The sequence below is a fragment of the Rhizobium subbaraonis genome (assembly GCF_900220975.1).
GTDB lineage: Bacteria > Pseudomonadota > Alphaproteobacteria > Rhizobiales > Rhizobiaceae > Mycoplana > Mycoplana subbaraonis.
The window spans coordinates 25180-40390 of record NZ_OBQD01000033.1; the positions used below are offsets into that span (position 1 = coordinate 25180).

The 15211-nt window shown below is 63.0% G+C and carries 12 protein-coding genes and 1 riboswitch; of the genes, 4 read left to right on the forward strand and 8 right to left on the reverse strand.

Annotation, left to right across the window (positions count from 1 at the left end):
* The gene (locus tag CRO48_RS28770; RefSeq protein ID WP_097143130.1) at positions 1-2010 is read left to right on the forward strand and encodes a putative 2-aminoethylphosphonate ABC transporter permease subunit; all 2010 of its coding nucleotides are present in this window, start codon (positions 1-3) and stop codon (positions 2008-2010) included.
* A 288-nt stretch (positions 2011-2298) separates the two neighbouring features.
* Here the strand turns inward: CRO48_RS28770 and CRO48_RS28775 are convergent, their stop codons facing one another.
* Positions 2299-3342: a GlxA family transcriptional regulator gene (locus CRO48_RS28775; protein ID WP_176526937.1), complete on the reverse strand. Its 1044-nt coding sequence runs from the start codon at positions 3340-3342 to the stop codon at positions 2299-2301.
* Between the two features lie 189 nt (positions 3343-3531).
* Between CRO48_RS28775 and CRO48_RS28780 the strand changes: the two genes are divergently transcribed.
* From CRO48_RS28780 to CRO48_RS28790, 3 genes are all read left to right on the forward strand, one after another.
* On the forward strand, positions 3532-4314 hold the full coding sequence (locus CRO48_RS28780; RefSeq protein WP_097143131.1) for a DeoR/GlpR family DNA-binding transcription regulator: 783 nt from the start codon (positions 3532-3534) through the stop codon (positions 4312-4314).
* Positions 4315-4401: 87 nt separating this feature from the next.
* The gene (locus CRO48_RS28785; RefSeq protein WP_097143120.1) at positions 4402-6852 is read left to right on the forward strand and encodes a GcvT family protein; all 2451 of its coding nucleotides are present in this window, start codon (positions 4402-4404) and stop codon (positions 6850-6852) included.
* 489 nt (positions 6853-7341) lie between these two features.
* A complete protein-coding gene (locus CRO48_RS28790; RefSeq protein ID WP_097143121.1) occupies positions 7342-7488 on the forward strand; it encodes a helix-turn-helix domain-containing protein in 147 nt (48 codons plus the stop codon).
* 60 nt (positions 7489-7548) lie between these two features.
* On the opposite strand, the gene CRO48_RS28795 is transcribed toward CRO48_RS28790, so the two are convergent.
* From CRO48_RS28795 to CRO48_RS28825, 7 genes are all read right to left on the reverse strand, one after another.
* A complete protein-coding gene (locus CRO48_RS28795) occupies positions 7549-8544 on the reverse strand; it encodes an ABC transporter substrate-binding protein (protein WP_097143122.1) in 996 nt (331 codons plus the stop codon).
* A gap of 23 nt (positions 8545-8567) precedes the next feature.
* Entirely contained in the window at positions 8568-9404 is an 837-nt protein-coding gene (locus CRO48_RS28800) for a class I SAM-dependent methyltransferase (RefSeq protein ID WP_097143123.1), read from the reverse strand.
* A 4-nt stretch (positions 9405-9408) separates the two neighbouring features.
* Positions 9409-10230: an ABC transporter ATP-binding protein gene (locus CRO48_RS28805; protein ID WP_097143124.1), complete on the reverse strand. Its 822-nt coding sequence runs from the start codon at positions 10228-10230 to the stop codon at positions 9409-9411.
* A complete protein-coding gene (locus CRO48_RS28810; protein ID WP_097143125.1) occupies positions 10227-11255 on the reverse strand; it encodes a FecCD family ABC transporter permease in 1029 nt (342 codons plus the stop codon). The genes CRO48_RS28805 and CRO48_RS28810 overlap by 4 nt, the downstream gene beginning before the upstream one ends.
* Positions 11252-12283, reverse strand: a complete 1032-nt coding sequence (locus CRO48_RS28815) for an ABC transporter substrate-binding protein (protein ID WP_097143126.1) — start codon at positions 12281-12283, stop codon at positions 11252-11254. The genes CRO48_RS28810 and CRO48_RS28815 overlap by 4 nt, the downstream gene beginning before the upstream one ends.
* Positions 12284-12462: 179 nt before the next feature.
* Positions 12463-12693: riboswitch (cobalamin riboswitch) on the reverse strand.
* 49 nt (positions 12694-12742) lie between these two features.
* Positions 12743-14167, reverse strand: a complete 1425-nt coding sequence (locus tag CRO48_RS28820; RefSeq protein ID WP_097143127.1) for an ABC transporter ATP-binding protein — start codon at positions 14165-14167, stop codon at positions 12743-12745.
* Positions 14164-14985 (reverse strand): ABC transporter permease, encoded by an 822-nt coding sequence (locus CRO48_RS28825; RefSeq protein ID WP_097143128.1) that lies wholly within the window; start codon positions 14983-14985, stop codon positions 14164-14166. The genes CRO48_RS28820 and CRO48_RS28825 overlap by 4 nt, the downstream gene beginning before the upstream one ends.
* Positions 14986-15211 lie beyond the last annotated feature (226 nt).

Consider the following 15211-nt stretch of genomic DNA (forward strand, 5'->3'; position numbering starts at 1 on the left):
ATGGTCCTCGAAGCGCCCCATCTTCCCCTCATCGGGAAAAGATTGCGGCAGGAAGCCTCCCGTGACGACCGCATCAAGCTCGGCTTCATGGCGGTCATCGGCTTCTATCTGATCATCGCGCTCGGCGCACCGCTCTTCGTCATGCTCTCGAAGTCGTTCTCGACCTACCGGTTCGATCTCGCGGCCTTCGAGTTCCAGGTGAGCGACGAAACGGGGGCGAACTGGGGACCGGTAGTCAGCGCGGAGGCTCTGAACCGTGAGCTTGGCGCCGTTGCGGACGGGGAGCTTTCGACCAATTCCGACGGGCGGCTTGCAGCGACGAAATTCTTCCCGGAATTCAGCTTCCGCAGCCCCGTTCACTACCGCATTCGCGGCACGACAAACGAGGCGGCCTTTCTTGCCGGCTCGACGCTGGAAAAGGGGACGGAATGGCGCGACTATGATTCCAGCGAGTTCCGGCGTGTGGTGCTGCGCCCTGAAAGAAGCCTCGGCGTCGCGAATTTCGTCACCTATTTCTCCACGCCGGCACTCGCCCAGTCGATCCGCAATTCGGTGCTGATGGCGGCGATCAGCACGGTGTTCACCGTCGCCATCGCCTTCGCGCTCGCCTTCGGTCTGACGCGCAGTTGCATGCCGCTGAAGGGGCTCTTCCGCGGCATCCTGACGATCCCGATCCTCGTGCCGTCGCTGCTGCCCGGTATCGCGCTCGTCTATCTCTTCGGCACTCAGGGCGTCTTCAAGGACTGGCTGCTGGGCTATTCCATCTATGGTCCGATCGGCATCGTCATCGGCTCGATCTTCTTCACGCTGCCGCATGCCTTCCTGATCATCCTGACGGCGCTGTCCGTCGCAGATGCCCGGCACTACGAGGCAGCCGCCTCGCTCAAGGCCAGCAAGTGGCGCACCTTCAAGACCGTCACGGTGCCAGGCGCGCGCTTCGGCCTCGTGTCTGCTGCCTTCGTCGTCTTCACGCTCGTCATCACCGATTTCGGCCTGCCAAAGGTGATCGGCGGGCAATACGGCATGCTTGCCGTCGATATCTATAAGCAGGTGATTGGCCAGCAGAATTTCGAGATGGGGGCGGTCGTCTCTGTCATCCTGCTGGTGCCGGCCATCCTCGCCTTTGCCGTCGACCGGCGCATGCAGAAGCGGCAGGTGGCGCTGCTTTCGGCCAGAGCCGTGCCTTATGCGCCGAAGCCGAACGCCCGCACGGATGCGCTATGCTTTTCCTTCGCCTGCCTCGTCAGCCTGTTCATCCTGGGCATGATCGCCATGTGCCAGATCGCAGCCGTCGTGAAATTCTGGCCCTACGACCTCTCGCTGACGACGAAGAACTTCGCGTTCGACCTGATGGACGGCGGCGGTTGGGCGGCCTATGGCAACTCGATCAGGCTGGCGATGCTGACGGCGTTATTCGGCTCGATCATCGTCTTTGCCGGCGCCTACATGGTCGAGAAGGCGGACGGCTTTCGCGTCGGCCGCGGCATCTTCCACTTCCTGGCGATGATGCCGATGGCCGTGCCCGGCATGGTGCTCGGCCTTGCCTACATCTTCTTCTTCAACAACCCGGCCAATCCTCTCAACGCCATCTATGGCACGATGACGATCCTCGTCGTCTCCACGGTGACGCACTTCTACACCGTCGCGCACCTGACCGCGCTGACGGCCCTCAAGCAGATGGATCCGGAATTCGAATCCGTGGCCGCCTCCCTGAAGCAGCCCTTCCACCGGCTGTTCTTCCGCGTCACGGTGCCGGTCTGCCTGCCGGCGATCCTCAACATCGCGATCTATCTCTTCGTCAACGCGATGACGACGGTCTCCGCCGTGGTCTTCCTCTATTCCACCGACACCAAGCTCGCCTCGGTCGCGGTGCTCAATATGGACGATGCCGGCGACATCGCACCGGCTGCGGCCATGGGCATAATGATCTTCTATACCAATGTCGCCGCCAAGCTCATCCACGCGTTGATCGCCCGCGGCCTGCTGAAACGGACCCAGGCCTGGCGCTGACGGCACTTTCCGAGAGCGGCGGCGGAGGCCTCTTCTCCGGCAGGGGAGGAGGCCTTTCCAGTGATCGTGGCCCAATCATGTCTTCGTTGCAGCCGCCCTTGGATGCGTTCTGCCGGGACATCGCTCTGGATACGGAACCATTCCGTTCGTGACGCACTGTGCCGCTTCCAGTAAAGCCGCGGATGGTCGGCCAGGATCTGAATTCCGGCTCGGATGAGCTTCCCCGCAAACGGCCTATGAAGCTCCTTTCCAGCCATGGAGGAGCCTTTGTTTTGCGAAAAGCATGTCTCAAGCGACCTGCCGCTCCCCCATCACAAGCTGCGCGCGCGTACGATTGGAGAGGGCCTGCCGCTCCGCTTCCGCCAGGCGCGTCCTCTGCGGTGTGCAGCCGTAGCGTTCGCGGTAGGTGCGGGCGAAATGAGAGGCGGTGGAGAAGCCGCAGGCCATGGCGACCTCAATGACGGGCAGCGACGAGGTGATGAGTAGCAGATGCGCCCGCTCCAGCCTCAGCTCGAGATAGTAGCGCGCCGGCGTGCGGCCCATTTCCCGGCGGAACAGGCGCTCCATCTGACGGCGGGAGAGCCCGCTCACCGGCGACATGTCCGATAGCCTGATCGGTTCGCAGAGGTTCGCCTCCATCTGCTGGATGATCCGGATCAGGAGCGCATTGTGGATGCCGAGGCGGGCCTGAAGCGGCAAGCGCTGGCGTTCGCCGGCTTCCCGCAGTCGCTCGCAAAGCGCGATCTCGCAGATGCGGTTGGCGGCGTCCGCGCCGAGATCCCTTTCGACGATGGTGAGGAACATGTCAAAGGACGCGTTACCGCCCGCGCAGGTGTGACGATCCGCGTCAATCTCGAAGGCGGTCTGATGCGGATTAACGGCGAAGAAGCGCTCGGAAAAATCTGGGAAATGCTCCCAATGCACGGCGCAGCGCTTACCGTCGAGAAGCCCTGCACGGGCGAGCGGATAGAGACCGCCGGCAAGGCCCACCAATGTGGTCCGGCTGCGTTGGCAAAGCCGCAGCCACGCCTCCAGCGACCGGTCGGGCGCGGGGATCGCGTTTCCGCCGCAGACCACGATGACCTGCCGGCTTCCCGGCCGGTACAGCTGTCCCCGCTCCTCGGCGAGGGAGTGGTCTGCGGCAATCCGCATTGCGCAGGAGGAGCGGGCCGGCTCGCCGTCGCCCGTCACGACCTGCCAGTCATAGACCGTGCGGCCGGCGACCTGATTGGCGAGGCGCAGGGCTTCGAGCGCCGCGGAGAAGGTGTGCAACGCAAAGCCGTCGAGCAGATAGAAGGTAAAGCGGCCGCCCTGTTCGCACGCCTGTCGCATTGTCGTCTCCCGATCTGGAAAATCATTTTGAGCAGAATGGGAAAAAGAATTACATAAAGCAACATTAAACAACATATAGCGCCACAATCTGGTATGAGATGCTCTATAGCGGCCGTATTCTTGACCCAGCGGAGGGGCGAGTTTCACGCTCAGCTTGTCAAAGCGACAAAAATGATCGCAGATACCGCCATGTCAGACTCTCAGAACGCCCGCGCCCTTGCCCCCCGCCGTCATGGCGAGATCCTGCGCCGTCTCGCGACCGACGGCACGGTCGGCATCACCGAGCTTGCCGATTTCTTCGACGTGTCGCGGCAGACGATCCGTCGCGACCTGAAGCTTCTGGCCGACCGCGGCCAGCTCGATCTCGTGCATGGCGGGGCTACGCTGTTCGAGCCGGTCGAGGCGGCCTTCACCGAGCGGCGCGAGGAGAATGCAGGCGCGAAGGCGGCGATCGGCCGTACGGCCGCAGGCCTCGTGCGTGACGGCATGGTGGTCTTTCTTGACTCCGGGACGACGACGCTCGCGGTGGCACACGCGCTGTCCGAGCGGAAAAACCTCACGATTTGCACCACCTCGCTGTCGATCTCGCTTCTCATGTGCCGCCAGCCACACGTGCGGGTGCACATGCTGGGCGGCGAGATCGATCCGGTCGAGGAGGCCGCCGTCGGCATCGATGCGTTGGAGGCGATCAGGCATTTCCGGGTCGACGTCGCCTTCCTCGGCGGTGGCGGCCTGTCGCCGGATGGCGAGGTGACGGACTTCACCCGCAGCGGCGCGGAGCAGCGCTCGCGCATGACGAACACGGCGGGCAAGGCCTATTTCGTGCTCGACAGCTCGAAGTTCGGCCGGTTGACACCGCTGCGCATTCCGCGCTTCGAATTGGCCGCCGGCGTGATCGTCGACCGGCGCCCGCCGGAGCCGATCGGTGAGGCTCTGGAGCGAAGGGGGCCTGCCTTGATCGTTGCGACGTGACGAAATGTAATTTTCTGTAATTTTTTGTCTTGTTCTTTGACGGCGTTTTGTTACCGTGCGGCCTCCATCTTTTTCGGAGATCGTTTCATGACGCCAGAATTTCCAGCACAGGCACAGGTCGTCATAATCGGCGGCGGCATCATCGGCTGCTCGGTTGCCTATCACCTGACGAAGCTCGGCTGGCGGGACGTGGTGCTGCTGGAGCAGGGGCAGCTCAGCGGCGGCACCACCTGGCATGCCGCTGGCCTCGTCGGCCAGCTGCGCAGCCACGCCAACATGACGAGCCTCATCAAATATTCGACGCAGCTCTACAGCGAGCTGGAGGCTGAGACGGGGCTGGCCACCGGCTGGAAGAATTGCGGCTCGCTTTCCGTCGCGCGCACGGCCGATCGCATGACGGTACTGAAGCGCACCGCCGCCTCCGCCCGCGCTCAGGGTGTCGCGATCGAGGTGATCTCGTCGAAGGAGGCGCAGGACCTCTGGCCGGTCATGGCGATCGACGATCTCGCCGGCGCCGTGTGGCTACCGGGCGACGGCAAGGCCAATCCCACCGATCTCACCCAGTCGCTCGCCAAGGGTGCGCGCAGCCGCGGCGCCCGCATTCTCGAGCGCGTGCGCGTCACCGGCATATCCGTCGCCGACGGCGTTGTCACGGGCGTGAAGACGGACCACGGGGCGATTGCGGCCGAGATCGTGGTCAACTGCGCCGGGCAATGGGCGCGCAAGGTGGGCCGGATGTGCGGCGTCTCGGTGCCGCTCCATTCGGCAGAGCACATGTATATCGTCACCGGGAAGATTGACGGCGTGCATCCCGACCTGCCGGTGATGCGCGATCCAGATGGCTATATCTACTTCAAGGAAGAGGTCGGTGGCCTCGTCATGGGCGGCTTCGAGCCGGAGGCCAAGCCCTGGGGCATGACGGGCATCCCGGACGACTTCGAATTCGCGCTGCTGCCCGACGACTGGGACCAGTTCGAGATCCTCATGCAGAGCGCGCTTGAGCGCGTGCCGCAACTCGCAACCAGCGAGGTCAAGAAATTCTACAACGGCCCGGAGAGCTTCACGCCCGACAACAACTTCATCCTCGGCGAGGCGCCAGAGCTGAAGAATTTCTATGTCGGCGCCGGTTTCAACTCCATGGGCATCGCCAGCGCCGGCGGCGGCGGGCGCGCGCTGGCGGAATGGATCGTCAATGGCGCGCCGACGATGGACCTCTGGCCGGTCGATATCCGCCGCTTCGCGAACTTCAACAACAACCCGCGCTGGCTCCACGATCGCGTCAAGGAAACGCTTGGCCTGCACTACGCCATGCCCTGGCCGAACCGCGAGCTGGACACCGCGCGACCCTTCCGCCGGTCCCCGCTTTATGACCGGCTGGCAGCCAAGGGCGCCTGCTTCGGCTCGAAGATGGGCTGGGAGCGCGCCAACTGGTTTGCCGCAGAGGGTGAGCGGCCGATGACGGACTATGCTTTCGGCCGGCAGAACTGGCACGCGGCGGTAAAGCGCGAGATGACGGCTACGCGCGAGGCGGCCGGCATCTTCGACCAGACCTCCTTTGCCAAGCTGCTCGTCCAGGGCCGCGATGCCGCGGCCGCGCTCAACCGCATCTGCGCCGCCGAGATCGATGTCGAGGTCGGCCGCTCCGTCTATACCGGCCTGCTGAACGGCCGTGGCGGCTATGAAAGCGATTTGACTGTCATGCGCCTTGCAGCGGACCGCTTCCTCATTGTCACTGGCTCGGCGCAGGCGGTGCACGATGCGGACTGGATTCGCAAGAACATCCCCGCTGACGCCCATGTCACGCTCACCGACGTCACCTCGGCCTATGCGGTGCTGGCGCTGATGGGGCCGAAGTCGCGCGATATTCTTGGCAAGATCACCGCCATCGATCTTTCCAACGGAGCCTTCCCCTTCGCCGCCATCCGCGAGATCGATATCGGCTATGCCACGGCCTATGCCAATCGCATGACCTATGTCGGCGAACTCGGCTGGGAGCTGATCGTGCCGACGGAATTCGCGGTCGGCGTCTATGAGGCGCTGCACGCGGTGGGGGCCGATCTCGGGCTTATCGATTGCGGCTACTACGCGCTGGAGGCGCTGCGGCTGGAGAAGGGCTACCGGGCGTGGAGCCGCGAGTTGACGCCGGACATCACGCCCTATGAGGCGGGCCTCGCCTTCGCGGTCGCCCTCGACAAGCCCGGCGGCTTCATCGGCCGGGATGCTCTCGTCGCCGCAAAGGCGAGGGGCGTGCCTTCGCGGCGCATCGTGCAGTTCACCGTGGATGACGCCGCACCGATGCTGTGGGGCGGCGAACTGATCCTTCGCGACGGCCAGCCGGTGGGCGAGGTCCGCTCGGCCGCCTACGGGCACACGCTCGGGCGCTCCGTTGCGCTGGCACTCATCGACAACGCTGCCGGGGTGGATCGAGCGTTTCTGGAAACCGGCCACTTCGAGGTCGATCTTGCCGGCGATCGCTTCGCCGTGACGGCGCATCTTTCGCCGGCCTACGACCCGAAAGGCCTGCGAGTGAAAGCATAGCGGCATATCCTCGCGCCGCCGGGTTGTCTCGGGCGGCGCACGGAGACCGGCAAGGCCTACAGAATTTAATGTGACCTTACTGTGCAGCTTCACTTATTTGACGCGATTTTGCTGCCCGGTCGCGACGGATACGGCGGCGCCATGACGGCACGCTTTTCCTGGACATTTGATCTGCCGGATGCGCGCCGAGATGTGGCGGACGCCGGCATTGGGTGACGCCTTGGAAGTTCTTTCAGATTGAAGTCATCGAGCTTTGAAATGAGATAGCTGGCTGTCGGCGTTGGTTCGTACCTTGGTACCGCGCCCCGATGCCCCGCTGCATACTCTCAAATCACCGGCTACTCATTTTTGAAAGAAAGTCGGCGGCGGCGGCGGCCGGCGGTTGCGATAGTTCCATAAACATGATTATGCCAGCAAAGGGTGTAGCGGGGCAGATTCCATTTTCAAATGCAACGAGGACAATAATGGCCATGGCTTCAGGAGGATGGAATGGCCCGCTCCTTTGCGCAGTTGAGTTTTGACGAACGCCGCATCGTTGCGCGCATGCATGAGAAGAAGTTCAGCCAGGCCGAGATCGCGCGCGCTCTGCAGCGGGATCGCTCGACCATCTACCGAGATCAGGCGAAATACGTTTAGAACCTCAAAATTAGGAAAGAAGGTGTCTACAAATCTGGGGGCTATTCAGGCCAATCGTTGTCACTGGACTAGATTGAGCCTCTCCAGGCCATCGGCGAGGATCTCGAGTCCGCGAATCGTGCGAACGGTCGGATCCATGAACTGAACCTTCATTTCGACGATCCGCCCCTCGCGCGCCGCGTCCATGACGCTTGCAACCGGATCGTTCTTGAGGAAAACGAGCTTCACGGCGAGATCGTCGCCTTCGAACCGCCGCCGCGTCATGTCACCCGCGACGATCAATGTCGGATTGGCTTTGGCAATGGTTTCCCAGCCGACGGTTGGCCATTCCTCATTGCTCTCGACCACGTTCTGAATGCCGAGCTCCGACATGAGATAGGCCGGCACACCGCCCTCACCCGCCACATAGGGGTCCGCATTGAGCTTGGCGCTGGAATACCAGAAGACGGCGGACACATTCCCCCTCAGTGCCGTAATTCGGGCCTTCGCCGCCTGCTCGCGGGCCTTCAATTCTGATATGACCTTCTCTCCCCGGGCGGAAACGTTGAAGATACGCGCGACTTCCTCGATTTCCTGGTAGACCAGGTCCATCGTAAACTTTGGCGGCGCGGCCCCATCCGCCTTCTTGTCCTTCAAGTGGCAATCGGCCGGCGCCGTATAGACCGGAATCCCGAGTTCCTCGAACTGCTCGACCGTGGCCACCACGCCCTCCGGGCCGATCTGCCATTGGAACTGGGTGGCGACGAAGTCCGGTTTCGTTGCCAGGATACCCTCGAAACTCGGATCAAGTTCGGCAATGCGCGGAACACGAGCGTCCACGTCCTCATAGCCTTCAAGCACGGGGCCGATCCAGAGTGCCGAACCGACAACCTTGTCCCCGAGACCCAGGAGATAGAAAACCTCTGCGGAGTTCTGGCCATCGGCAACGGCCCGCGACGGCGCCTTGTCGAAGGTAAGCGTCCGGCCGCAATTCTGGATCGACAAAGGATATTGCGTCTCCTGGGCGGCACCCGCCGGCGCGCTGCAGAAGAATGCGGCGGAAGCAGCAAGGGCCATGGATAGGAGTGCACTGGCTTTGCTCAAGACGAGATTCCTTCTGGCTGAGGCAGCGTGTTGAGATGCGGACCTGCGGTCGCGCCATCCTCTGGGCGGGACGCCGTCAGCACGAAGCGGCGATAGAACCGCGTTCGCAGCCGGTTCCTGAGATCCGCGTTGCGGCGCTGCGCAACCGCGATCGGACGGTGGGAAGGAAAACGGACCTCCGCAAAGCCAGCGGCTGCGACAAGCGGCTTTAGGCCCTCGGGGGTGAGCCCGCCGCTGAATGGCAGGCGGGTCATGATATTCGCATGCCTTTCGCTCATGGCCCCGTCATAATAAGGATCATGACCGATGAAGCGCTCGATCACACGGACTGCAAGGCTCGCGATCCGCCCGATGGGCGTCGGCTTGGTCCAGTCACCGTCGAAGACGAGCAGCTTCCCACCCGGTTTCAGCACGCGGAACCAGTCGGCGAACGCCTGCTCCGGCTCCGTCAGCGTCCAGACGAGATGACGGCAGATCACTGCATCATAGGTCTGGTCGGGCTCCATCGTGCGCTCAGCATCCGCCAGAATAAAACGCGCGCGGGTATTACCGTCGTGCTTGGCGCGTGCGACGCCGAGCATCGCTTCGGAGAAATCCAGTGCCGTGACCTCGTGTCCGAGCGAAAGCAGGACATTGGTTACTTCACCAGTGCCGCAGGCAAGTTCGAGGACTTTCTGCGGCGCCGGACCGATCGCCTCGCGCACGGCAGCCGCCCAGGCATCCAGCTCCGGACCGGGCGGAATGCGATGACCGAAGGCGAGGTCGAACGTCGCCGAGCGCCGCGACCAGTATTCCCGAATGTCTTCCTTCAAATCGTAGTTGCGCATGTCCATCGGCTCAGGCTTCCATGGCAGAGAGATTTCTCCGCCCTTGCCGAACTGGCGCGCGCCTGTGCGCCCGCCGCGTCAAAAAGCGGATGTTGCAGATGCCGCCGTCATCCTGCTCGATCTCGACATCGACGCCGAAGACCGTACGGATGCGCTCCTCGGTCAAAACGGCGCGCGGTTCACCGAGGGCGACAACACGGCCCTCCTCCAGCACCGCGATCCGGTCGCAGAACAGGGCTGCGTGATTGAGATCGTGCAGGGCCGCAACGACAGTCAGATCCTGCTGGTGCACCAGATCGAGCAGGCTGATCTGATGGCCGATGTCGAGATGGTTTGTCGGCTCGTCGAGCAGCAGGATTTCCGGCTGTTGCGCGAGCGCGCGGGCGATATGCAGACGCTGACGCTCGCCACCGGACAATGTGTGCCAGGACCGTTCCGCCAGATGTGCCATGTCCACGCTCTCGAGCGCACCATCGACGATCCGGTCGTCTTTGGGCGACCATGGCGACAGCGTGCCGACATAGGGCGTGCGGCCGAGTTCGACGGCTTGCCGCGCCGTGATGCGCTCCCCGGTCTCGGCCTGCTGTTCTACAAGGGCGAGGCGTTGAGCGACGGCGCGCCTGCCGAGCGATCCGATCGGCACGCCATCGAGCAGCACGGAGCCGGATTTCGGCGTGCGAAGGCCCGCAAGGAGCGACATCAGGCTCGTCTTGCCGGAGCCGTTGGGGCCGATAATGCCGAGAAACTCGCCAGTCTCCACCGTAAGGGAAACATCCTTCAGGATCTCGGACCCTCCAGCGGCCCAGGCAACGCTGTTGGCGGAAAGCGTCATGCGCGAGCCCTCTTTTGTCCGAGAATAAGAGCAAAGGCGGGAGCACCGACCAGCGCGGTGATGACGCCGATTGGCAGAACCTGTCCGGGAATGAGCGTGCGCGAAAGAATGTCGGCGACGATCATGAAGACGGCACCGATCAGGGCCGAGGCGGGCAGCAGGACACCGTGGCGAACGCCGACGAGCATTCGCGCCGCATGCGGGATGACGAGGCCGACGAACCCGATCGATCCGACGATCGAGACCATCGCGGCCGTCATCATCGCTGCAGCCCCCACAAGAACCAGATAGGTCCGGCGAACGGAAATACCGAGAGAAGCGGCCGATTCGGAGCCGAAGGTGAAGGCATCGAGCGCCCGCGCGTGAAGAAGGCAGATCACGAGGCCCGCGAGCGCCGCGGGCACGGCCAGCCAGGCATCGGGCCAGCGCACTCCGGAAAGATTGCCAAGCAGCCAGAACATGATGCCCCGCGCCTGCTCCGCCGTTGCAGCCTTCGTGACGATGAAGGAGGTCAGTGCGTTGAAAAGTTGCGAACCAGCGACACCCGCCAGAATGATCGCCGCCGTGCCGCGGCCGGCCTTCACTGCCAGAATGCTCACCAGAACGAACGCGATGACCGCCCCGAGGAAGGCGCCGAGCGGCATGGTCAGGAAACCGGCGCCGACACCCAGGATGGCAACGCTGACGGCGCCCGTCGAAGCGCCGGCCGAAATGCCGAGGATATAAGGATCAGCCAAAGGATTGCGCAGCAGCGATTGCAGCACCGTGCCGGAAAGCGCAAGTGCTGCGCCGCACGAGGCAGCGACCACGGCTCGACTGAGCCGATAGCTCCAGATGATGCCTTCATCGATCGGCTCCAGCGGATAGCCCGCGTTCCAGAGCCGGTTCGCAACCGTCTGTGCCACGGTCGAGAAGGGTATGGCCGTTTCCCCGATTGCCGCTCCGAGCCAGAGTGCGATCAGCAGGATGGCGAGCGCGGCAAATGCCGCGCCCGTTCGTCCGAACGATGTCAGCGTCCGGCTCACTTGGCGAGGCCGGCTTCGGCGATGGCGTCCGCCAGTGCCTCGATACCTTCGATCGTGCGGATCGTCGGGTTCATGGCCTGTGCGTCCATGCTGAAGACGTGGCCGTTCGTGACCGCCGGCATGAGGCTCGCGACGGGATCGGTCTTGAGGAAGGCCAGCTTGGCTTCAAGGCTGTCCAGAGGATAGCGACGACGTTCCATGGAACCGGCGACAATGATCGTCGGATCAGCCTTGGCGATCGTCTCCCATCCGACTGTCGGCCATTCGTCGTCGGTCTTGATGATGTTCTCGATGCCGAGCGCCGACATGATATAGCCCGGTGCACCGTTCTTTCCCGCAACGTAGGGGTCGGCATCCGCAGCGCTGGAGAACCAGAAGACAGCCGAGAGCTTGCCGTCCGCCGAAGCAACCTTCGCACGGGCTGCCTCTTCGCGCTTCTTCAGGTCGGCGACGACCTCTTCACCCTTCTCCTGCACGTTGTAGATCTGCGCCAGTTCGCGGATTTCCTGGTACACGAGTTCCATGGTGAAGACCTGATGACGTACACCGTCGCTTGCGGCGGAGTTTTCCTTGCCGGTGCAATCGGACGGAGAGGTATAGACCGGGATGCCCAGCTCCTCGAACTGCTCCGGCTTGGCCACAACGCCTTCCGGGCCGACCTGCCACTGGAACTGCACGGCGATGAAGTCCGGCTTCTTGGCAAGCACGCTTTCGAAGCTCGGATCATTGTCGGCCAGGCGGTCGATCCCGGCATTGACCGCCTCGTAGCCTTTCAGAACCGGGCCAACCCAGAGCGCCGTGCCCGCGACCTTGTCGGCCAAGCCGAGCAAATAGAGGATTTCGGTGCTGCTTTGCCCAATCGAAACGGTCTTTTCCGGCGCATTTTCGATGGTGATCTGGCGACCGCAGTTTTTCAGAGTCAAGGGATAGGCGGTCTCGGCGGCCTGTGCGTGACCGGCAAAGATGCCGGCTGCAAGCGACGCGAACAGGAAACCCGCGCGAAGCGGTGTGTTGAAAAGCGATGTCATAGTTTTCCCCGAATTCGGATTGAAAGCCGCGCAAGGCGACACAGCGAAACGAAGGACGGTCAGGCCGTCCGCACGATCGAACAATCGACAGGCTGGGGGAAAGACAGGGTCGGTCCACGCCGTGTGGCGCTGGTGATCTTCATTGCATACTCCTGTTCCGGGCTTCCCCGCCCGTGACGATGGATCGATCTGTGACGGCAGGTCTCCTGGCTCGCGGATATCTGCCGTCCATCTGCCTTCCCGTGCCGTTCGCACAGTGGCATGGCGCCAAGCGCCACGAGGATGGACGGCAATCCGCTTACAGTTGCGGGGGCAGCCACGGTTTTGGTCCCATGCGGGTCGTCCGCACCGTGTTCCCTATTATTCCCCTCCACCTCATGGGTAGGGGAACCGTCGCGGCCAGTTAAGGGAGAAGCCGGCAGCCGGTCAAGTCCCGCGCTGGAGACACCAGGGATAACGTTAGGCGGCTCGTCCATCAGCGCCTTCCAATTCGATGAGCCGCGTGGAGACCTTTTCGGCAAGATCGCGGTCATGGGTGACCAACAGAACCGCGAGCCCGGTCTCCTCGACGAGCTCCAGCAGGAACGTGACAACGTCCTGCTGGCTAACGGGATCAAGGCGTGATGTCGCCTCATCGGCGAAGAGGAAGGCGGGATCAAGCAGAAGAGCGCGCAGGAGCGCGAAGCGCTGCAACTCGCCACCGGAAACCTGCCCCGGCAGGCGATCGAGCAAGACGTCCTGCAAACGCAGCCGCCTGCACGACGCTTCAATCCCGGACCAGTCTTTGCCATGCAGACGCGCCAGATCCTTCAGACCCTTGCGGATCGTCTGATGCGGCGCAAAGGCAGCCGGTGGATCCTGGTAGAGCTTCTGAAAACGGAGTGGCGAAAGCTCCCCTTCTCGCACGACCTCACCTGCATCGGGTTTGGTCAGGCCGAGCAGAATATTGCCGATCGTGGTCTTTCCGCAGCCGCTCGGGCCGACGATGGATACGATTTCGCCGGCGGCAACTTCAATATCGAAGCCGGAAAACAGTACCCTGTCGCCATAACGCTTTTCCAGCCCCTGCGCTGTAACAACGGTCGTGCCGGGCGTTGCCCTTGTCTTGCGCCCCCATTGCGAAGGTTCAGCAGCAAGAAGTGTCTTGGTGTAGGCGTGCTGCGGTTCGGCGAGCAGCGCCTCGGCAGGGCCGTATTCGACCAGCCGGCCATCGAGCATGACGCCAATCGTGCCGCCGAGCGCCCTCGCCACCGCGACATCATGGGTGATGGTCAGGAGCAAGCGTCCTGCCTCGACCTCGCGGCTCAGCCGTGCCGTCACCGAGTCCCGCAGCGCTGCATCGAGGCCTTTTGTCGGCTCGTCGGCGATCAACAATTCGGTCCCGGCCGCATGCGCCATCGCGATTGCCGCACGCTGACCCATGCCACCCGAGATCTGAAACGGATAGAGAGCCTCGGCCGCGGAAAGGGAGACCTCAGCTAGATTTTGCTTGGCCGCCACCACGCTATCGCTGGCCGTCTTGTCCTTGACGTAGCGATGCACCTCGGCGACCTGCGGACCGACGCGCATCGTGGGATCGAGCGCCAGCCATGGTTCCTGCGGCAGGAGACCGATGCTTCGTCCCCAGCGCTTGCGCCTCTCTCCGGCCGCTTCCGCAAGGAGGTCCACCCCCTTGAAGATCACGCCTCCCGTGGCGTGCACACCCGCCGGCAGATTGCCCATGATCGCCTGGGCGACCAGGGATTTCCCAGAGCCGCTTTCACCGAGCAGGGTCAGTGGTCGACCCTTGCCGAGGGCGAGCGAGACGTCCATGACGATGGGGCCATCTTTTGCGTGGATCGACAGATCATGAACCGCAATATCATTCATCATCTGGATATTCATGCGCGCTCTCCCTGGGCGAGAAGTTGCAGGCCAAGAACGAGGAGGAAGATCAGGGCTGCGGGAAGCAGCACATGCACGGGCGCCTCGGCAAAATAGGGCAGAAGTTCAACGATCATGCTTCCAAGCTCAGGCGTCGGTGGTTGCAGGCCGACACTGATGGCGCTCAGCGTCGAGACCGCGATAATGGCTGTTGCCATCGCGAATGCGGCAAGGGTCGTGATCATCGGTGCGATGACCGGAAACACATAGTGCGTGAGGATGTAGCGCGAGCCGAAGCCCAGCATGCGAGCCGCCTCGATGTGTGGCTGGGACAGAATCGTTTTCGTGTTCGCCTTCGTCACCCGGTAGAACTCGACCCAGAGCGTCAGCGCCAGACCAAGGAAGAGCGGGCCGTAGTTGCCGGGCGAAAAGGCGAGCAACAGCAGGACCAGCATCAGGCCGGGCAATGCCAGGACGGTGGTGGCCACGAATTCGAACCCGCGTTCCGCCCAACCGCCTCTCCAGGCAGCGATGAGACCGAACAAGACCCCGGGTATGGCGGCAGCCAGCATGGTGAGGAAGGCCATTCCGAACGACAGGCGTGCGCCATGGGCAAGCCGCGCCAGCAGACTGCGGCCGTAGTGATCGGCGCCCAGCAGGAAATCGCCACCGATGGGCGCAAGGCTGGCGCCAAAATCCTGGGCCGCCGGATCGCTCGAAATGACCGCCGGTCCGATGATGGCAAAACCGGCGAGCAGGACCAGCAGGCCGGCACCGGCGAGACGCGTGGCTCCGGGTCCGCTTTTGGGCGGCTGATATGTCTGGTCGATGGCTGTCATGCGATTTTCCTCATCCGCGGGTCGAGCCAAAGCGTCAGAAGGTCGACGATGGCGGCTATAGCGACGAACATCAGGCCCATGGTCAGCGCCGTGCCTTGCACCATCGGCACGTCGCGCTCGACGATGGCGTGTGTCCGACATCAGCGCCCATGAGACAGAATTGGTTTAATTGAGAAGAGAGGATTTTCGGCTCATCGTAGCTCATTCAAAGGAAGCGAAGATGAGA